This is a genomic window from Desulfoscipio sp. XC116, from assembly GCF_039851975.1.
GTDB lineage: Bacteria > Bacillota > Desulfotomaculia > Desulfotomaculales > Desulfallaceae > Sporotomaculum.
In genome coordinates, this window is record NZ_CP156660.1 from 396,527 (window position 1) to 414,059 (window position 17,533).

Annotated in this window: 27 protein-coding genes; all 27 read left to right on the forward strand. The window is 50.3% G+C overall.

Going from position 1 to position 17,533, the window contains the following annotated elements:
* Positions 1–6: 6 nt before the first annotated feature.
* Complete coding sequence (rpoC, locus tag ABDB91_RS01895; RefSeq protein WP_347489924.1) at positions 7–3,480, forward strand: DNA-directed RNA polymerase subunit beta'; 3,474 nt, start codon at positions 7–9, stop codon at positions 3,478–3,480.
* 194 nt (positions 3,481–3,674) lie between these two features.
* A complete protein-coding gene (locus ABDB91_RS01900; protein WP_347489925.1) occupies positions 3,675–3,926 on the forward strand; it encodes a ribosomal L7Ae/L30e/S12e/Gadd45 family protein in 252 nt (83 codons plus the stop codon).
* A gap of 28 nt (positions 3,927–3,954) precedes the next feature.
* Positions 3,955–4,329 (forward strand): 30S ribosomal protein S12, encoded by a 375-nt coding sequence (gene rpsL, locus ABDB91_RS01905; RefSeq protein WP_347489927.1) that lies wholly within the window; start codon positions 3,955–3,957, stop codon positions 4,327–4,329.
* Positions 4,330–4,379: 50 nt separating this feature from the next.
* Positions 4,380–4,850, forward strand: a complete 471-nt coding sequence (gene rpsG, locus ABDB91_RS01910) for a 30S ribosomal protein S7 (protein ID WP_347489928.1) — start codon at positions 4,380–4,382, stop codon at positions 4,848–4,850.
* An 18-nt stretch (positions 4,851–4,868) separates the two neighbouring features.
* Entirely contained in the window at positions 4,869–6,941 is a 2,073-nt protein-coding gene (fusA, locus tag ABDB91_RS01915) for an elongation factor G (RefSeq protein WP_347489929.1), read from the forward strand.
* 30 nt (positions 6,942–6,971) lie between these two features.
* The gene (gene tuf / locus ABDB91_RS01920) at positions 6,972–8,174 is read left to right on the forward strand and encodes an elongation factor Tu (RefSeq protein WP_347489912.1); all 1,203 of its coding nucleotides are present in this window, start codon (positions 6,972–6,974) and stop codon (positions 8,172–8,174) included.
* 39 nt (positions 8,175–8,213) lie between these two features.
* Positions 8,214–8,522, forward strand: coding sequence for a 30S ribosomal protein S10 (gene rpsJ, locus ABDB91_RS01925; protein ID WP_166512590.1), 309 nt, complete (start codon positions 8,214–8,216; stop codon positions 8,520–8,522).
* A gap of 147 nt (positions 8,523–8,669) precedes the next feature.
* Positions 8,670–9,299 carry a 50S ribosomal protein L3 gene (gene rplC / locus ABDB91_RS01930; RefSeq protein WP_347489930.1) on the forward strand — a complete coding sequence of 210 codons (630 nt, stop codon included), beginning with the start codon at positions 8,670–8,672 and terminating at the stop codon, positions 9,297–9,299.
* A 30-nt stretch (positions 9,300–9,329) separates the two neighbouring features.
* Positions 9,330–9,953: a 50S ribosomal protein L4 gene (gene rplD, locus ABDB91_RS01935; protein ID WP_347489931.1), complete on the forward strand. Its 624-nt coding sequence runs from the start codon at positions 9,330–9,332 to the stop codon at positions 9,951–9,953.
* A complete protein-coding gene (rplW, locus tag ABDB91_RS01940; RefSeq protein WP_347489932.1) occupies positions 9,953–10,240 on the forward strand; it encodes a 50S ribosomal protein L23 in 288 nt (95 codons plus the stop codon). Before rplD ends, rplW begins: the two co-directional genes overlap by 1 nt.
* 59 nt (positions 10,241–10,299) lie before the next feature.
* Complete coding sequence (gene rplB, locus ABDB91_RS01945; RefSeq protein ID WP_347489933.1) at positions 10,300–11,127, forward strand: 50S ribosomal protein L2; 828 nt, start codon at positions 10,300–10,302, stop codon at positions 11,125–11,127.
* A 33-nt stretch (positions 11,128–11,160) separates the two neighbouring features.
* Complete coding sequence (gene rpsS, locus ABDB91_RS01950) at positions 11,161–11,445, forward strand: 30S ribosomal protein S19 (protein WP_347489934.1); 285 nt, start codon at positions 11,161–11,163, stop codon at positions 11,443–11,445.
* A gap of 21 nt (positions 11,446–11,466) precedes the next feature.
* Positions 11,467–11,811 carry a 50S ribosomal protein L22 gene (gene rplV / locus ABDB91_RS01955; RefSeq protein WP_347489936.1) on the forward strand — a complete coding sequence of 115 codons (345 nt, stop codon included), beginning with the start codon at positions 11,467–11,469 and terminating at the stop codon, positions 11,809–11,811.
* A gap of 1 nt (position 11,812) precedes the next feature.
* A complete protein-coding gene (gene rpsC / locus ABDB91_RS01960) occupies positions 11,813–12,478 on the forward strand; it encodes a 30S ribosomal protein S3 (protein ID WP_347489937.1) in 666 nt (221 codons plus the stop codon).
* Between the two features lie 5 nt (positions 12,479–12,483).
* Positions 12,484–12,918: a 50S ribosomal protein L16 gene (gene rplP / locus ABDB91_RS01965; RefSeq protein ID WP_347489938.1), complete on the forward strand. Its 435-nt coding sequence runs from the start codon at positions 12,484–12,486 to the stop codon at positions 12,916–12,918.
* Positions 12,908–13,111 carry a 50S ribosomal protein L29 gene (gene rpmC / locus ABDB91_RS01970; protein WP_347489939.1) on the forward strand — a complete coding sequence of 68 codons (204 nt, stop codon included), beginning with the start codon at positions 12,908–12,910 and terminating at the stop codon, positions 13,109–13,111. The genes rplP and rpmC overlap by 11 nt, the downstream gene beginning before the upstream one ends.
* A 38-nt stretch (positions 13,112–13,149) precedes the next feature.
* The gene (gene rpsQ / locus ABDB91_RS01975; protein ID WP_347489940.1) at positions 13,150–13,416 is read left to right on the forward strand and encodes a 30S ribosomal protein S17; all 267 of its coding nucleotides are present in this window, start codon (positions 13,150–13,152) and stop codon (positions 13,414–13,416) included.
* Between the two features lie 43 nt (positions 13,417–13,459).
* On the forward strand, positions 13,460–13,828 hold the full coding sequence (gene rplN, locus ABDB91_RS01980; RefSeq protein WP_347489941.1) for a 50S ribosomal protein L14: 369 nt from the start codon (positions 13,460–13,462) through the stop codon (positions 13,826–13,828).
* A gap of 29 nt (positions 13,829–13,857) precedes the next feature.
* Positions 13,858–14,184, forward strand: coding sequence for a 50S ribosomal protein L24 (gene rplX / locus ABDB91_RS01985; RefSeq protein WP_347489942.1), 327 nt, complete (start codon positions 13,858–13,860; stop codon positions 14,182–14,184).
* 23 nt (positions 14,185–14,207) lie between these two features.
* Entirely contained in the window at positions 14,208–14,750 is a 543-nt protein-coding gene (gene rplE, locus ABDB91_RS01990; RefSeq protein ID WP_347489943.1) for a 50S ribosomal protein L5, read from the forward strand.
* Positions 14,751–14,790: 40 nt separating this feature from the next.
* On the forward strand, positions 14,791–14,976 hold the full coding sequence (locus ABDB91_RS01995) for a type Z 30S ribosomal protein S14 (protein WP_347489944.1): 186 nt from the start codon (positions 14,791–14,793) through the stop codon (positions 14,974–14,976).
* A gap of 21 nt (positions 14,977–14,997) precedes the next feature.
* On the forward strand, positions 14,998–15,396 hold the full coding sequence (gene rpsH / locus ABDB91_RS02000; protein ID WP_347489945.1) for a 30S ribosomal protein S8: 399 nt from the start codon (positions 14,998–15,000) through the stop codon (positions 15,394–15,396).
* Between the two features lie 26 nt (positions 15,397–15,422).
* Positions 15,423–15,968 (forward strand): 50S ribosomal protein L6, encoded by a 546-nt coding sequence (gene rplF, locus ABDB91_RS02005; protein ID WP_347489946.1) that lies wholly within the window; start codon positions 15,423–15,425, stop codon positions 15,966–15,968.
* 21 nt (positions 15,969–15,989) lie between these two features.
* On the forward strand, positions 15,990–16,355 hold the full coding sequence (gene rplR / locus ABDB91_RS02010) for a 50S ribosomal protein L18 (protein WP_347489947.1): 366 nt from the start codon (positions 15,990–15,992) through the stop codon (positions 16,353–16,355).
* A gap of 29 nt (positions 16,356–16,384) precedes the next feature.
* Complete coding sequence (gene rpsE, locus ABDB91_RS02015) at positions 16,385–16,885, forward strand: 30S ribosomal protein S5 (protein ID WP_347489948.1); 501 nt, start codon at positions 16,385–16,387, stop codon at positions 16,883–16,885.
* Between the two features lie 11 nt (positions 16,886–16,896).
* Positions 16,897–17,076, forward strand: coding sequence for a 50S ribosomal protein L30 (gene rpmD / locus ABDB91_RS02020; protein ID WP_347489949.1), 180 nt, complete (start codon positions 16,897–16,899; stop codon positions 17,074–17,076).
* Positions 17,077–17,088: 12 nt separating this feature from the next.
* Positions 17,089–17,532 carry a 50S ribosomal protein L15 gene (gene rplO / locus ABDB91_RS02025; RefSeq protein WP_347489950.1) on the forward strand — a complete coding sequence of 148 codons (444 nt, stop codon included), beginning with the start codon at positions 17,089–17,091 and terminating at the stop codon, positions 17,530–17,532.
* The last annotated feature ends 1 nt before the right edge of the window (position 17,533 follow it).

Sequence of the window (17,533 nt, forward strand, 5' to 3'; positions counted from 1 at the left end):
AGGTCCTTGTTGGACTTGAACAACTTCGACCGAATTCGCATAGGCCTGGCTTCTCCGGAACAAATCCGAGCATGGTCAAGCGGTGAGGTTAAGAAGCCCGAGACCATCAACTACCGCACTTTGAAACCTGAGCGGGACGGATTATTCTGTGAACGTATTTTTGGTCCCACCCGCGATTGGGAATGTCATTGCGGTAAATATAAACGTGTTCGCTATAAGGGCGTAATTTGCGATCGATGTGGTGTTGAAGTAACGCGTTCCAAGGTGCGCAGGGAAAGGCTGGGGCATATTGAGCTGGCCGCTCCGGTCTCTCATATCTGGTATTTTAAGGGGATACCAAGCCGGATGGGGCTTTTGCTGGATATGTCGCCTCGGGCGTTGGAAAAGGTGCTGTATTTTGTTTCCTATATAGTAATCGATCCCATGGAAACACCGCTGCTTAAAAAGCAGCTGCTTACCGAAACCGAATACCGTGAGCACAGGGAAAAATACGGCAGCAATTTTAAGGCGTTTATGGGAGCCGAGGCAATCAAGCAGCTGCTGCAAGAAATTGATTTGGAAGAAATGAATCGGGAGCTGCGTTTGGAACTGCGTGATGTTTCCGGGCAGCGTAAAATTCGCGCTGTTCGCCGACTGGAAGTGGTAGAGGCTTTTCGTAAAAGCGGCAACCGCCCGGAGTGGATGATTATGGATGTGGTGCCTGTAATCCCGCCCGAGCTGCGTCCCATGGTACAGTTGGACGGCGGCCGGTTTGCCACTTCGGATTTAAACGACCTTTATCGTCGGGTGATCAACCGTAATAACCGTTTGAAAAGACTGCTGGATTTGGGTGCTCCGGATATTATAGTGCGTAATGAGAAGCGCATGCTGCAGGAAGCCGTGGATGCTCTTATTGATAACGGTAGACGGGGCCGTCCGGTGACCGGTCCGGGAAATCGTCCGTTGAAATCACTGAGCGATATGCTAAAGGGCAAACAAGGCCGGTTTCGGCAAAACCTGTTGGGAAAAAGGGTGGATTATTCCGGGCGTTCCGTAATTGTAGTCGGTCCCAATTTGCAGTTGCACCAGTGCGGTTTACCTAAAGAAATGGCTTTAGAGCTGTTCAAACCCTTTGTGATGAAAAAATTAGTTAATGACGGCCATGCCCATAATATAAAAAGTGCCAAGCGTATGGTGGAACGTGTGCGCCCGGAAGTGTGGGACGTTCTGGAAGAAGTTATTAAGGATCACCCGGTGATGTTAAACCGCGCGCCTACACTGCACCGTCTGGGCATTCAGGCTTTTGAACCGAAGCTGGTGGAAGGGAAGGCCATTCAAATTCACCCCATGGTCTGTACCGCTTATAACGCCGACTTTGACGGGGACCAGATGGCGGTGCACCTGCCTTTATCGGCGGAGTCCCAGGCCGAGGCAAGATTGTTGATGCTTTCCGCATATAATATTTTAAACCCCAAGGATGGCCATCCTGTGGCTATTCCCACCCAGGATATGGTGCTGGGCAGCTATTACCTGACTATAGAGAAGCCCGGTGATCTTGGCGAGGGCAAGATATTAAACGGTGCGGAAGAGGCAACGATAGCCTATGAAAACGGCGCGGTAAGTCTCCATGCCAAGGTTAAGGTCAGGTTGGACGGAGAGATTATAGAAACAACTGTGGGAAGGGTTATTTTTAATTCGGCTGTTCCAAAAGAACTGGGCTATTTTAACAGGGTGGCCGACAAAAAGGCGCTCAGCCGGATTGTGGATGAATCTTACCGTAAGCTTGGTTTTTCCGCTACGGGCCGGCTATTGGATGGAATTAAGGGCTTGGGCTTTAAATTTGCCACCAAGGCAGGGGTAACTATCGGCAATGCGGATATAATTATTCCCGAAAAGAAGAAAGAAATACTGGCCGACGCAGAAAAACAAGTGGGAAAAGTAGAGGTCCAGTACCGCCGGGGCCTGATCACAGAGGAAGAGCGCTATCGTAAAGTAATCGGCATTTGGAATGATGCTACCAGAAAGGTTACCGATGCGCTGATCGATTCCCTGGATAAATTTAACCCGGTTTATATGATGGCCAACTCCGGTGCCCGCGGTAATATTCAGCAAATTCGCCAGCTGGCGGGTATGCGGGGCTTGATGGCCGACCCGTCGGGGCGGATTATTGATCTGCCTATTAAAGCTAACTTCCGTGAGGGCCTGACGGTTTTGGAATACTTTATTTCCACGCACGGCGCCCGTAAGGGATTGGCCGATACCGCTCTGCGTACGGCGGACTCGGGATATTTAACCCGCCGTCTTGTGGATGTGGCCCAGGATGTAATCGTACGGGAAGTTGACTGCGGCACTCACGAGGGTATCTATGTTTCCGAAATCAAAGACGGCACCGAGGTAATTGAAAGGCTGGAGGATCGCATTGCCGGGCGGATAACCCTGGAGGATATAGTACATCCCGAAACAGGCGAGGTCATAGTACGGGTTGGGCGGGTGATTGAGCACGAGGATGCTGACAACATTGTGGCCGCCGGCATTAAGAAGGTAAAAATCCGCTCGGTACTCACTTGCAAAAGCAGGTACGGGGTGTGCATCAATTGTTACGGTCGCAATTTGGCTACCGGGCGCATGGTGGATATCGGCGAGGCGGTGGGTATTATTGCTGCGCAATCCATCGGTGAACCCGGCACACAGTTGACTATGCGCACATTCCACACCGGTGGCGTGGCCGGAGATGATATAACTCAAGGTCTGCCCAGGGTAGAGGAGCTTTTTGAGGCCCGCAAACCAAAAGGCCAGGCTATCGTCACTGAAGAGGGCGGTGTGGTGGAATTAAGAGAAGTTAAGGGCCGCCGGGAAATAGATATTACCAGTGACGACGGAAGTAAAAACAACTATGTCATTCCTTATGGCGCTCGTTTGAAAGTGCAAAATGGAGATCGGGTGGATGCCGGTGACGAATTGACCGAGGGTTCGGTAAACCCGCATGACTTGCTGAAAATCAAGGGTGCCAATGGAGTGCAAATTTATCTGTTGCAGGAAGTGCAGCGGGTATACCGTTTGCAAGGCGTGGATATTAACGACAAGCACATTGAAGTCATGATCCGCCAGATGCTGCGCAAGGTGAGAATTGAGGACCAGGGAGATACGTCGCTGCTGCCCGGAGGATTAATAGATATGTTTGATTTTGAAGAGGAAAACAGATTGGTTGAGCTTGAAGGCGGTGAACCGGCTCAGGGTAAGCCTGTGCTTCTGGGTATTACCAAGGCATCCCTGGCAACGGATTCATTCCTTTCGGCGGCCTCTTTCCAGGAGACAACCAGGGTGCTTACCGAAGCGGCTATTAAAGGGAAAATGGACCCGCTGTTGGGCCTCAAGGAAAATGTCATTATTGGCAAGCTGGTGCCGGCCGGTACCGGGATGAGCCGCTACAGGAACGTTGAGATAAAGCCGTCCGAGGAGATGGACAATCCCGATGGACCGGCTGTGGAACAAAATGACTGACGCATAGTGGGGTTAATCGGCCGGGTCGCTTAAAAGCAGACCCGGCTTTATCAGGGCAAAAAACGGTTGGGCACCGTCGGCCGGGGCATCTCTCCTCAGGCTTCCGGTAAAATACAATTACATTGCAAATTTGTTGACTTTGAGTATCGCCGGTGATATTATGTTTAAGTGTGTTATTTTGGGGAGGGTGGTTTATGCCTTTAAAGCGGCTGCAAGCGGCCAAGGAAAAAACAGTAGGTAGCAAGCAAACCGTTAAGGCATTAAAAAAAAATTTAGCCAAAGTGGTTTATGTAGCGGATAACGCTGATAAACATGTTGCCGGACCCATCCTTAAAGTTTGTGATGAAAAAAAAGTGCCCGTTATTCAAGTGGATTCTATGAAAAACTTGGGCAAAGCATGTGGAATTAAAGTTGATTGTGCTGCAGCGGCAATTATAAAGGATTAATAATATTGCAAAGGAGGTGTAATAAAATATGCCGACAATCCACCAGCTAATCAGAAAAGGCAGAGAGGATTTGATTAAAAAATCCACTTCCCCTGCTTTAAAGGAAAGCCCGCAAAAAAGGGGAGTATGCACCAGGGTATATACCACAACCCCTAAAAAACCCAACTCGGCACTGCGTAAGGTGGCCAGGGTAAGGCTTACCAATGGTATTGAAGTAACCTCCTATATTCCCGGTATTGGCCATAACCTGCAGGAGCACTCGGTGGTGCTGGTACGCGGCGGCAGGGTCAAGGACCTGCCTGGCGTAAGGTATCACATTGTAAGGGGTGCGCTTGACTGTGCCGGTGTGCAGAACCGGAATCGCGGCCGTTCCAAGTATGGTGCTAAACGGCCTAAAAAATAATTTTTTGCTTTTTGTCTTAACACATCTTCATATGCAAGGGGGGAAAACAAATGCCGAGAAGAGGTGCCGCACCAAAACGGGATATTATGTCCGATCCGGTGTACAACAACAAAGTGCTTACTAAATTAATAAACCAGGTCATGCTGGATGGCAAAAAAGGCGTGGCTGAAAGTATTTGCTACGGTGCTTTTGATATCATTCAGGAGAAAACCGGCAAGGATCCCATGGAAGTTTTTGAGCAGGCTATGAAAAATGTAATGCCTGTGCTGGAAGTAAAAGCAAGGCGGGTAGGTGGCGCCAATTATCAGGTGCCCGTGGAAGTGAGGCCGGAGCGCAGGCAGACACTGGCAATTCGCTGGATAACCCGATATTCCAGGGAACGTTCCGGCAGGACTATGCGGGAGCGTCTGGCAGATGAGCTAATTGATGCATCCAACAGTACCGGAGCTTCCGTGAAGCGGAAAGAAGATACCCATAAAATGGCGGAAGCCAACAAGGCTTTTGCTCATTACAGGTGGTAGTGAAAGGGGGGGGTCTTAATGGCGAGGCAGTTTCCGCTTGAAAGAACTCGCAACATTGGCATCATGGCACATATCGACGCCGGAAAGACCACCACCACCGAGCGCATCCTGTTTTATACGGGTAAAGTGCACAAATTGGGTGAAGTTCATGACGGCGCGGCAACAATGGACTGGATGGTGCAGGAGCAGGAAAGGGGTATTACAATTACCTCGGCTGCAACGTCGTGCCAATGGCGAGATCATTGTGTAAATATTATAGATACACCCGGGCACGTGGACTTTACGGTGGAAGTGGAAAGATCGCTGCGGGTGTTGGATGGGGCGGTTGCCGTTTTTTGTTCGGTGGGCGGTGTGGAGCCTCAGTCTGAAACAGTATGGCGGCAGGCTGATAAGTATAGGGTGCCCCGTATCGCTTATATCAATAAAATGGATCGTGTCGGCGCAGACTTTTTTAACGGCATGGCTATGATGCGTAAGAGATTGGGCGCCAACCCGGTAGCGCTGCAGTTGCCCATTGGTGTGGAGGAAAACTTTAGCGGCATTGTTGACCTGGTTCGTTACAAGGCTTTCAGATATATTGACGATCTGGGTACCACTAGTGAAGAAACAGATATTCCTGAAGATATGCGGGAGTTGGTTGACGAATACCGGGAAAAACTGCTGGAAGCAGTGGCTGAATTTGACGAGGAATTGATGCTTAAGTATCTTGAAGGGGAACAGCTTACCTCTGAAGAGATTAAGAGCGCTTTGCGCAAAGCCGCACTGGCGGTTAAAATTATACCGGTACTTTGCGGGTCTTCTTTTAAAAACAAAGGTGTTCAGCCTTTATTGGATGCCATTGTGGATTACCTGCCATCTCCGCGGGACGTGCCCGCTATCCGCGGTACTCGTCCCGATACTGACGATGAAGACACGCGTGCAGCTGATGATGGGGAACCTTTCTCAGCATTGGCGTTTAAAATTATGACGGACCCGTATGTAGGCAAATTAACCTATTTCCGGGTTTACTCCGGGCAAATGGCCAGCGGGTCGTATATTTATAATTCTTCAAAAGATAAAAGAGAACGTATCGGTCGCATCTTACGGATGCACGCCAACCACCGGGAAGAAGTTAAGGAGATTTATTCCGGCGATATAGTGGCTGCGGTGGGACTCAAGGATACTTCCACAGGTGATACCCTGTGTGATGAGAAGCAGGCGATATTGCTGGAATCTATGGAGTTTCCCGAGCCGGTTATTTCAGTGGCCATTGAACCAAATACTAAAGCCGATCAGGACAAAATGTCTATAGCTTTACAAAAATTAGGCGAAGAAGATCCTACCTTTAAGGTTAATATTGATGCCGAAACAGGGCAGACCATCATTCGGGGTATGGGCGAACTGCACCTGGAAATTATCGTCGATCGCTTGCTGCGCGAGTTCAAAGTGCAGGCTACTGTCGGCAAGCCCCAGGTCGCATATAAGGAAACCATCCGCAAAAAAACCAAGGGCGAGGGTAAATTTATACGCCAGTCCGGCGGACGCGGTCAATATGGTCACGTGGCAATTGAGATTGAACCGACCGATCCTGGCACCGGTTTTGAATTTGTCAATAAAATTGTCGGTGGGGTTATACCCAAGGAATATATACCGGCGGTATCAAATGGCATCTCCGATGCCATGTCCAATGGTGTTGTAGCGTCTTATCCGCTGGTAGATCTGCGGGCCACATTGCTGGATGGATCTTATCATGATGTAGACTCTTCAGAAATGGCCTTTAAAATAGCAGGCAGTATGGCATTGCAAAATGCGGCCAAAAAGGCCGGAGCTGTGCTGCTTGAACCGGTCATGAAGGTTGAAATTGTGGTTATGGATGAGTACATGGGGGATGTGATCGGCGATATTAACGCACGCCGGGGGCGTATCGAGGAGATGGAACCGCGGGGAGTAAACCAGGTTATCCATGGCATAGTACCGTTATCGGAGATGTTTGGTTATGCCACGGAGCTGCGCTCCAGGACCCAGGGGCGGGGCACTTACACTATGCAGTTCAGTCATTACGAAGAAGTGCCGCAAAATATTGCGGAAGGCATTGTATCCAAAAGATTTTAAGGATAAAGCAAGGAGGAATTAAAACCAACCATGGCAAAGGCGAAATTTGAGCGGACCAAACCGCACGTAAACATTGGTACCATTGGTCACGTAGACCATGGCAAAACCACGCTGACCGCGGCGATCACCACTATACTGTCGACAGTTGGCGGAGCCACAGTGAAGAAATACGATGAGATTGATAACGCACCGGAAGAAAGAGAGCGCGGGATTACCATCAATACCGCCCACGTGGAATACGAGACCACAGCCAGGCACTACGCGCACGTAGACTGCCCCGGTCACGCCGACTATGTAAAGAATATGATTACCGGCGCAGCCCAGATGGACGGCTCCATACTGGTAGTATCGGCCGCCGACGGTCCCATGCCCCAGACCCGTGAACATATATTGCTCTCCCGCCAGGTAGGTGTGCCCTATATCGTGGTGTACCTGAACAAATCCGACCAGGTAGACGACGACGAACTGCTGGAGCTGGTAGACATGGAAGTGCGTGAGCTATTAAGCCAATACGAATTTCCCGGCGACGACATACCTGTAATCACCGGTTCGGCATTAAAAGCGTTGGAATGCGGGTGCGGCAAACGTGACTGCGAATGGTGCAAAAGCGTTTGGGAACTGATGGACGCAGTAGACTCCTATATTCCCAACCCGGAACGTGACATCGACAAGCCGTTTTTGATGCCTATCGAAGACGTATTCACCATCACCGGTCGCGGTACCGTGGGCACCGGTCGTATTGAGCGCGGCGCCGTCAAAGTAGGTGAAGAAGTAGAAATCGTAGGTCTCATGGATAAGCCGCGCAAGACCGTCGTTACCGGCGTGGAAATGTTCCGCAAGATACTTGACCGCGGCGAAGCGGGCGACAATGTAGGCTGTCTGCTGCGCGGTGTAGACCGTAAAGAAATCGAGCGCGGCCAGGTGCTGGCCAAACCCGGCAGCATCAAGCCCCATACCAAATTTCACGCGGAAGTATACGTGCTGACCAAAGAAGAGGGCGGCCGGCATACACCGTTTTTCAATGGTTACCGCCCGCAATTTTACTTCCGCACCACAGACGTGACCGGCGTGGCTCAGCTGCCGGAGGGTGTGGAAATGGTAATGCCCGGCGACAACATTAAAATGGATATCGAGCTTATTACTCCCATTGCCATAGAAGAAGGATTGCGCTTCGCTATTCGTGAAGGCGGCCGTACCGTGGGCGCCGGTGTTGTTACCGGTATCAACGAGTAATCATTTAAGTGTTTCTTCTAGGCGAAAGGAGGTCAGTGCATGAAAAACCAAAAGATCCGTATCCGGCTTAAGGCGTACGATCACCACATGCTGGACCAGTCAGCCCAAAAAATAGTGGACACCGCCCGGCGGACCGGCGCCAATGTGGCAGGCCCCGTGCCTTTGCCTACGGAAAAGAATATATATACGATTTTACGTTCCCCGCACGTCAACAAAGACTCTCGGGAACAGTTTGAGATGAGGACCCATAAGCGGCTCATCGATATTATGGAACCCACGCCCAAAACGGTAGATGCGTTAATGCGCCTTGACCTGCCCGCCGGTGTGGATATTGAAATTAAATTATAAGAAAATAAACAGATAGCAGTCTCGAAGGTCAAGTTCAGCACATGTGGTCGCGTCTCACAACCGGCGGCCATTACGTTGAACCGCTGACGGCATCGAAAAGCCTAGGAAGCACAGTACTTCGAGCAGGCTCGGGAGGTGCATGGAGAAATGCCCAAAGCAATATTAGGTAAAAAGATTGGCATGACCCAGGTGTTCACAGATGAAGGTATTGCCGTGCCGGTAACCGTTATTGAAGCCGGTCCTTGTACGGTGGCCCAAAAGAAAACCAGTGCCCAGGATGGTTATAATGCTATCCAAATAGGTTTTGGCGAAAAACGGGAAAACCTATTTAATAAACCCATGAAAGGCCATTATGATAAGGCCGGTATAAAGCCCAAGCGTTACTTGCGGGAAGTTCGTGTCGATGACATTGATGCTTACGAAGTTGGGCAGGAAATCAATGTGGACATATTTACACCCGGCGAAAAAGTGGACGTTGTGGGTACCACCAAAGGTCGCGGTTTTTCGGGTGGTATCAAACGCCATGGATTTCACCGTGGCCCCATGGCGCACGGTTCCAAGTATCACCGGCGACCCGGTTCGCTGGCGGCCAAAGGCCCGGCCCGGGTGTTCAAGGGCAGAAAGCTCCCGGGACATTACGGCGCTGAGCGGGTAACCATACAGAATTTGGAGGTTGTCCGGGCGGATGCCGGGCAGAATCTGCTGGCTGTTAAGGGAGCCATTCCGGGCCCGCGCGGCGGTCTGGTCATGGTTAAGCAATCCGTAAAAGCCAGGTAACGGCGGCGCAGCGAAAGGAGGAAGTCATTCATGCCCAGAGTTGCCATATATAATATGAACGGTGACCAGGTCGGAGAAATCGACTTAAAGGAAGATATTTTCGGTATTGCTGTTCACCAGCAAGCATTGCATGATGTTGTAACCATGCAGTTGGCCGGTAGGCGGCAGGGCACTCACGATACAAAAACCAGGGCCGAGGTCAGTGGCGGCGGCCGTAAGCCGTATCGCCAGAAAGGTACAGGACGGGCTCGGCACGGGTCTATTCGTTCACCCATCTGGCGTGGCGGCGGTATTGTTTTCGGACCGCACCCACGCAGTTATAGCTACCGGATACCCAAAAAGGTGCGCAGATTGGCTATGAAATCGGCACTGTCCTCCAAGGTGGAGGGTGGCACTATTGTAGTGCTGGAAGAGCTTAAACTGGATGCGCCTAAAACCAAGGATATGGTTAAAATACTGAAAAACCTTAAAGTTGATAATAAAGCTTTAGTAGTAACAGCGGAAAGGGACGACGCGGTTTATAGGTCGGCACGTAACATACCGGGCATCAAACAATTAAGCGTTCCGGGGCTGAATGTATACGATTTGCTGGCGCATAAAACGCTGGTTATTACTAAAGATGCGGTGGCCAGGGTTGAGGAGGTGTTTGTTTAATGAAAAATCCTCGCGATATTATTAAAAAACCGGTGGTCACTGAGAAGAGTATGAGCTTGGTGGAGGAAAACAAGTACACATTTATTGTGGATATGGGTGCCAATAAAATTGAAATTCGCCAGGCTGTGGAAGAATTGTTTAATGTTAAAGTCGATAAGGTGCGTACCATGCGAGTTAAAGGTAAATTGAAGCGGGTTCGTCACCGTTGGGGTAAGACGCCCGATCGCAAAAAAGCCATAGTTACCCTTAAAGAGGGGCAAAAAATTCAACTCTTCGAGGGTGTTTAGTGAAATGACCCCTTCGATGTTCTTTACGGGCTCGAAGGTGCGATAAGGAGGGAAACCAGGTGGGGATTAAAAAATTCAAACCTACATCGCCGGGTCGGAGGTTTGTAACTGTTTCAACCTTCGAGGAAATAACTGCCACCGAGCCGGAAAAGTCCCTGCTGGAACCGCTTAAGAGTAAAGGCGGCAGAAATGCCAGCGGCAGAATAACCGTCCGTCATCGTGGCGGCGGACATAAACGGATGTACCGGATAATTGACTTTAAGCGCGATAAAGACGGTATACCGGCTAAGGTAGCCACCATTGAATACGACCCAAACCGTTCGGCGCGTATTGCCCTGTTGCATTATGCCGACGGTGAAAAACGTTATATCCTTGCACCGGCGGGCCTGCAAGTGGGGCAGAAGATAGAATCGGGTTCCGACGCCGATATCAAAGTGGGCAATGCTTTAGCTTTGCGTGATATTCCGGTAGGTACCATGATTCATAATCTTGAGCTGCATCCCAAGGGCGGCGGCCAGTTGGTGCGTTCCGCCGGTACTGCGGCTCAGCTTATGGCTAAAGAAGGCAAATACGCACATGTGCGCATGCCTTCGGGAGAAATGCGTTTGATATTACAGGATTGCCGTGCTACTATTGGACAGGTGGGCAATGTGGACCATGAGAACATATCTGTGGGTAAAGCCGGTCGCACACGTTGGTTAGGCATTCGCCCGACAGTGCGCGGCGTGGTGATGAACCCGGTGGACCACCCCCATGGCGGTGGCGAGGGCCGTTCACCCGTTGGCAGAAACCCGGTTACTCCCTGGGGTAAGCCTGCTTTGGGAGCACGTACCAGGAAGAAAAAACCCAGTGATCGTTTAATTGTTAAGCGGCGTGGTAAAAAATAAGTATATGTACAGGTGTAGGAAGGAGGCCAGCCGATGGGTCGCTCTCTGAAAAAAGGCCCGTATTGTGAGGAAAAACTCCTTAATAGAATCCAAGAGATGAATGACAAGGGCGATAAAAGGGTCATTAAGACGTGGTCCCGCCGTTCCACCATCTTCCCGGATATGATCGGGCATACCATTGCGGTACATGATGGCAGAAAACATGTTCCCGTATACGTAACCGAGGATATGGTTGGACATAAGTTAGGCGAATTCGCCCCCACGAGGCTTTTCAGGGGTCACGGATCACATACTGAAAGGTCGACGTCTTTGAAGTAAACGTGTAAAGGGGGTAAAACCATGCAAGAAGCAAAAGCGGTTGCGAAATATATTCGCATCTCCCCACGTAAAGTGCGTCAGGTTATTGACATTATCAGGGGTAAGGATGTGCAGGAGGCGCTGGCTCTATTAAAATTTACACCCAAGCGGGCTTCTGTTCCCGTGGCTAAAGTGGTTAAATCAGCCGCCGCCAACGCCGAGCATAATTATGAAATGAATAAGGATAACCTGTATGTGGCCGCCTGCTATGTTGATCAAGGACCCACCTTAAAACGGTGGCAGCCCCGGGCCATGGGCCGTGCGGATGTACTGCGCCGCCGTACCAGCCACATTACCGTGGTAGTACAAGAGAAGAAGGAGGGTTAGTGTGGGCCAGAAGGTAAATCCGGTAGGATTGCGCATAGGCATTATAAAAGACTGGGAAGGTAAATGGTATGCGGACAAGAAAAATTTTCCCGCTCTTTTGCTGGAGGATTTTAATATCCGCAAGTTTGTTAAAAAGAAATTGTATGCGGCCGGTATTGCCCGTATCCAGATTGAGCGGGCCGCCAACAAAATAAAATTATCTATCCACACGGCCAAGCCGGGTATCGTCATCGGGCGGGGCGGTGCCGAGGTGGAGAATTTACGCAAGCAGTTGGAGCAAATGACCGGTAAGCATGTAAATATTAATATAGTTGAAGTTAAAGTACCTGAAATTGATGCCCAACTGTTGTCTGAGAATGTGGCTTCACAGTTGGTAAGAAGAATTGCTTTTCGCCGGGCCATGAAGCAAAGCGTGGGCAGGGCCATGAAAATGGGCGCCAAGGGAATCAAGATTTCCTGCAGCGGTCGACTGGCCGGCGCTGAAATTGCCCGGACCGAATGGTATAGTGAAGGCAAAGTGCCCCTGCATACATTGCGGGCCGATATTGATTACGGCTTTGCCGAAGCGAACACAACTTATGGTAAAATCGGTGTTAAGGTTTGGATATATAAAGGAGAAGTTCTACCGGAAGTTAAGAGAACCGCTGCCGGTAAAGGAGGCGAATAGGCTCTATGCTCATTCCAAAAAGGGTAAAATACCGCAAGCAGCGTCGCGGGGCGATACCCTCGGGTAAATCCAAGGGGGGCAATGAAGTCCATTTCGGAGAATATGGGTTAAAGGCTTTAGAGCCAGGCTGGATTACCAACCGGCAAATTGAGGCGGCTCGTATTGCTATGACCCGTTATATCAAGCGGGGCGGTAAAGTATGGATTAAAATTTTCCCCGATAAACCGGTAACCAAGAAGCCGGCTGAGACTCGGATGGGCAGCGGTAAAGGCGCTCCCGAGTGGTGGGTGGCGGTAGTGAAGCCCGGTAGGATAATGTTTGAATTGGCCGGCGTTAGTGAAGAGGTTGCCCGGGAGGCCATGCGCCTGGCCTCGCACAAGCTGCCCATAAAAACTAAGTTTGTAAGACGTGGGGAAGTAGGTGAGGCAAGTGAAAGCTAAGGAACTTCGCGATATGACCGTTGAGGAACTGCAAAAGAAAATGAACGATACTAAGGATGAATTGTTCCGGCTACGCTTTCAACTGGCTACCGGACAATTGGATAACCCGATGCGCATAAAGGAAGTGCGCAGAAACATTGCCCGCGTCATAACTGTCATTCGGGAAAGGGAAATCGGTATTAAGCGGGCTTAATGAAAAACATATTATCCCGATGCAGGAAGGGGGTAGCCATGTTGGCGGAGCGCAATTTGCGCAAAACTCAAACAGGTATGGTTGTAAGCAACAAAATGGATAAAACCGCGGTGGTAGCTGTGGAAACATTGGTTAGACACCCGCTTTACAACCGAACTATTAGGCAAACTAAAAAATATAAGGCACATGATGAGGAAAATATATGTAATATCGGCGACAAGGTCAAAATAATGGAGACCAGGCCATTGTCCAAAGATAAGCGGTGGCGTGTGGTGGAAATATTGCGTAAGACAGAGCAGTTATAGCCGCCGGTAGCCCGCCGGTTATTGTGCAAAGGAGGCTAATTCGGTGATTCAAGTACAATCGATGCTTAGAGCGGCAGACAATACCGGTGCCCGTAAGCTGATGTGTATCCGCGTGATGGGCGGTTCGTTACGCCGATATGCCAGCCTGGGCGATGTGGTGGTTGCCTCCGTCAAGGAAGCCACACCAGGCGGCGTTGTTAAGAAAGGGGACGTGGTTAAGGCTGTTATCGTGCGCACCAAAAAGGAAGTGCGTCGTCCCGATGGATCATATATTAAATTTGATGAGAACGCCGCGGTAATTATTAAAGATGACGGAACTCCGCGTGGCACCCGTATATTCGGACCCGTGGCCCGGGAATTGAGAGAGCACGATTATATGAAAATTGTCTCCCTGGCCCCGGAAGTATTGTAGTAAATGCCGCTACAGGAGGTGTAACGGATATGACCAAGCCCAAAGTGCATGTGCATAAAGGCGATACAGTGCTGGTGATTCGCGGCAAAAGCGCTGGTAAAAAAGGTAAGGTGCTGGAAGTGCAGCTTGCTAAAAGTCGCGTGGTGGTGGAAGGGGTTAACAAGGTTAAACGTCATACCAAGCCAACACGCAGTATGCCGCAGGGTGGCATTATGGAAAGGGAAGCCCCCATCCACAGCTCCAATGTAATGCTATATTGCAGCAAGTGTAACCAACCCACCCGGGTGGGGAGAAAAATACTGGAAGACGGTAAGAAAGTTCGCCAGTGCAAGAGATGCGGGGAAGTGCTCAGCTAACCCGGCGGAAGGAGGGTATAGGTGTGCCCAGGCTCAAGGATAAATTTAAAGATGAAGTAGTCAAGGCTATGATGGAACGGTTTGGCTATAAAAATTCCATGCAGGTCCCCAGGCTGGAAAAGGTTGTTATTAACATGGGTGTTGGCGAGGCCATCCAGAACAGCAAGGCCATTGATGCCGCGGTAAACGATTTAATGATCATATCAGGTCAGCGCCCGGTGGTTACCAAGGCCAAAAAATCCATCGCCGCATTTAAATTGCGTGCCGGGATGAATGTAGGCTGTAAGGTTACCTTGCGGGGCGATCGTATGTGCGAATTCGTAGACAGGCTGTTTAACATTGCTCTTCCGCGGGTGCGCGACTTCCGTGGGATATCCCCGAAGTCATTTGACGGGCGGGGCAATTACAGCATGGGTGTTCGGGAACAGCTTATTTTCCCGGAAATTGAATATGATAAAATCGACAAAGTCAGGGGCATGGATATAATTTTTGTCACTACCGCCCGGACAGACGAAGAGGCCCGGGAATTGCTCCGTTTACTCGGAATGCCGTTTAAAGCCGCCTGATCGAAGATAATATTGGCCTTAAGCAAAAGGAGGGAAATGTGTGGCTAAAAAATCAATGGTAGCCAGGTCCAAGCGCCCTCCCAAATTTACGGTGCGGGCGCACAACAGATGTAATATATGTGGCCGGCCTCATGCTTACATGCGCAAGTTCGGGATCTGTCGGGTTTGTTTCCGGGAGTTGGCATATAAGGGCGAGATACCCGGACTGAGGAAGGCCAGTTGGTAAAAGGAAGGAGGTATTCCTTAGATGGTGATGACTGATCCTGTTGCCGATTTCTTGACTCGTATTCGAAACGGCAATATGGTTTTTCACGATAAAATTGAAGCACCCGCTTCCAAGATGAAGCGATCTATTGCAGATATTCTTAAACAAGAAGGTTTTATCAGGGATTATGAGTATATTGAGGATGGCAAACAGGGTGTTTTACGTGTTTACCTCAAGTACAGCGCAGGTAAAGAGCGGGTGATTACCGGCCTAAAACGCATATCCAAACCCGGATTGCGGGTATATGCCCGTAAGGATTCCATTCCCAAGGTGTTAGGTGGGCTGGGCATTGCTATAATATCCACCTCCCGGGGGATCATGACCGACAAAAAAGCCCGCAAAGAGGGCCTCGGCGGCGAGGTAATCTGCTACGTCTGGTAGCGAAAGGGGCATAGGAGGTGTAAGGCATGAGCAGAATCGGCAAAAAACCGGTGCCGCTTCCTGATAAGGTTACGGCCACGCTGGACGGAAGAACTGTACGGGTCGAAGGCCCCAAAGGGAAGCTGGAAAAAGAGTTTCATCAGGACATGCAAATTAAGTTTATGGATGACCGCACAATGGTAGTGGAGAGGCCTTCGGATAATAAGTTGCACAGGTCATTGCACGGTCTCACTCGTACCTTGTTAAACAATATGGTGCAGGGCGTTGCCAATGGTTTTCAGAAGAATTTGGAACTGGTAGGTGTGGGTTACCGGGCTGCCATGCAGGGTAATAAGCTGGTACTGACGGTGGGTTACTCGCATCCGGTGGAAATTATACCCCCGCCGGGGATAGAAATTGAAGTTCCTGCTCCTACCAAAATATCAGTTAAAGGAATCGATAAGGAAATGGTAGGCGCCATAGCGGCCAATATTCGGTCGGTAAGGGAACCCGAGCCTTACAAGGGTAAAGGCATTAAGTATGAGGGTGAGCATATCCGCCGTAAAGTGGGCAAGGCCGGGGCTAAACGTTAACGGGGGGAGGAGTGAAGTGGCATGATTAGTAAACCTGACCGCAATGCATTGCGCAAAAAGCGTCAGCTTCGCGTGCGTAACAGGGTGGGTGGTACCGAGCAGCGCCCCAGGCTGAATGTGTACCGCAGTCTCAATAATATATACGCCCAGATAATCAATGATGATCGCGGCGAAACTCTGGTGACCGCGTCATCCCTTTCGCCCGAAATTAAAGGTACCGTATCCGGTGGTAACCGGGAAGCGGCCGTGGCAGTGGGCAAGCTGATTGCCGGCAGGGCCCTGGAGAAGGGTGTCAAACAAGTGGTGTTTGACCGGGCCGGTTATGTTTACCACGGGCGGGTCAAGGCTCTGGCCGATGGAGCCAGAGAGGGCGGCCTTGAGTTTTAAGATGTATCGGTTAAAAAGGAGGGGAAACGGTGTCAAGATTTGAACCACCCAAGTCCGAGTTTTCCGAAAAAGTAGTATTTATCAATCGCGTGGCTAAAGTGGTCAAGGGCGGCAGGCGGTTCAGCTTTTCGGCCCTGGTAGTTGTCGGTGACGGTAAAGGCGCAGTCGGTGCCGGTCTGGGCAAAGCCAGTGAAGTGCCCGAAGCTATACGCAAGGCTGTTGAAGATGCCAAGAAAAAGCTTGTCAATGTACCTTTCGCGGGAGCTACCATTCCACATGAAGTCATAGGGCGATTTGGGGCGGGCAGGGTGTTGCTGAAGCCTGCCGCACCCGGTACCGGTGTTATAGCGGGCGGCCCTGTCAGGGCTATCATGGAACTGGCCGGTGTGAAGGATATTTTAACCAAGTCTTTGGGATCCAACAATGCCAACAATGTGGTGCGCGCTACTTTTGAGGCGATTAAAATGTTGAAAACGCCCGGGCAAGTGGCACGCATGCGCAATAAATCTGTGGAAGAACTGCTGGGTTAGGGGGTTATGTTGTGGCTAAGTTGAAGATTACCCTGGTCAGGAGTGTCATTGGTCGGCCTGAGACCCAAAGAAAGACCGTACGCGCCCTGGGGCTTAAAAAAACAAATCGCTTTGTTATCCAGGATGATACGCCTCAGGTGAGGGGCGCAATCAATAAAGTATCCCATTTGCTCAAAGTGGAGGAAGTGTAAAGGAGGTGCACCATGAACCTGCATGAATTAAAACCCACCCCTGGATCCAGACGTAAGCCTACCCGTAAAGGCCAGGGTATCGGATCCGGATTGGGTAAAACCGCCGGACGCGGGCATAAAGGTCAAAAGGCCCGCAGCGGTGGTGGAGTAAGACCTGGATTTGAGGGCGGCCAAATGCCCTTGCAACGTCGTATGCCCAAGCGGGGATTCACCAATGCACCTTTCAAAAAGGAGATTATTACAGTTAACCTGGACAAATTAAATCGTTTTGAAAACGGTACCGAGGTGACCCCGGAAGTATTGCTGGAGACTAAAGTGGTTAGGAAAATTCGGGACGGGGTTAAAATACTGGGTGAAGGCAACCTGGAAAAAACACTTACCATTAAGGCCCATGCATTCAGTAAGTCGGCGCTGGAAAAAATAGAGGCTGCCGGCGGCAAGGCCGAGGTGATTTAAA

Excerpts from the sequence above, each read along its gene's own strand:
- ABDB91_RS01900 (WP_347489925.1), top strand. The coding sequence starts at position 3,675 with ATGCCTTTAAAGCGGCTGCAAGCGGCCAAGGAAAAAACAGTAGGTAGC.
- rpsL (WP_347489927.1), top strand. The coding sequence starts at position 3,955 with ATGCCGACAATCCACCAGCTAATCAGAAAAGGCAGAGAGGATTTGATT.
- rpsG (WP_347489928.1), top strand. The coding sequence starts at position 4,380 with ATGCCGAGAAGAGGTGCCGCACCAAAACGGGATATTATGTCCGATCCG.
- fusA (WP_347489929.1), top strand. The coding sequence starts at position 4,869 with ATGGCGAGGCAGTTTCCGCTTGAAAGAACTCGCAACATTGGCATCATG.
- tuf (WP_347489912.1), top strand. The coding sequence starts at position 6,972 with ATGGCAAAGGCGAAATTTGAGCGGACCAAACCGCACGTAAACATTGGT.
- rpsJ (WP_166512590.1), top strand. The coding sequence starts at position 8,214 with ATGAAAAACCAAAAGATCCGTATCCGGCTTAAGGCGTACGATCACCAC.
- rplC (WP_347489930.1), top strand. The coding sequence starts at position 8,670 with ATGCCCAAAGCAATATTAGGTAAAAAGATTGGCATGACCCAGGTGTTC.
- rplD (WP_347489931.1), top strand. The coding sequence starts at position 9,330 with ATGCCCAGAGTTGCCATATATAATATGAACGGTGACCAGGTCGGAGAA.
- rplW (WP_347489932.1), top strand. The coding sequence starts at position 9,953 with ATGAAAAATCCTCGCGATATTATTAAAAAACCGGTGGTCACTGAGAAG.
- rpsS (WP_347489934.1), top strand. The coding sequence starts at position 11,161 with ATGGGTCGCTCTCTGAAAAAAGGCCCGTATTGTGAGGAAAAACTCCTT.
- rplV (WP_347489936.1), top strand. The coding sequence starts at position 11,467 with ATGCAAGAAGCAAAAGCGGTTGCGAAATATATTCGCATCTCCCCACGT.
- rplP (WP_347489938.1), top strand. The coding sequence starts at position 12,484 with ATGCTCATTCCAAAAAGGGTAAAATACCGCAAGCAGCGTCGCGGGGCG.
- rpsQ (WP_347489940.1), top strand. The coding sequence starts at position 13,150 with ATGTTGGCGGAGCGCAATTTGCGCAAAACTCAAACAGGTATGGTTGTA.
- rplX (WP_347489942.1), top strand. The coding sequence starts at position 13,858 with ATGACCAAGCCCAAAGTGCATGTGCATAAAGGCGATACAGTGCTGGTG.
- rpsH (WP_347489945.1), top strand. The coding sequence starts at position 14,998 with ATGGTGATGACTGATCCTGTTGCCGATTTCTTGACTCGTATTCGAAAC.
- rplF (WP_347489946.1), top strand. The coding sequence starts at position 15,423 with ATGAGCAGAATCGGCAAAAAACCGGTGCCGCTTCCTGATAAGGTTACG.
- rplR (WP_347489947.1), top strand. The coding sequence starts at position 15,990 with ATGATTAGTAAACCTGACCGCAATGCATTGCGCAAAAAGCGTCAGCTT.
- rplO (WP_347489950.1), top strand. The coding sequence starts at position 17,089 with ATGAACCTGCATGAATTAAAACCCACCCCTGGATCCAGACGTAAGCCT.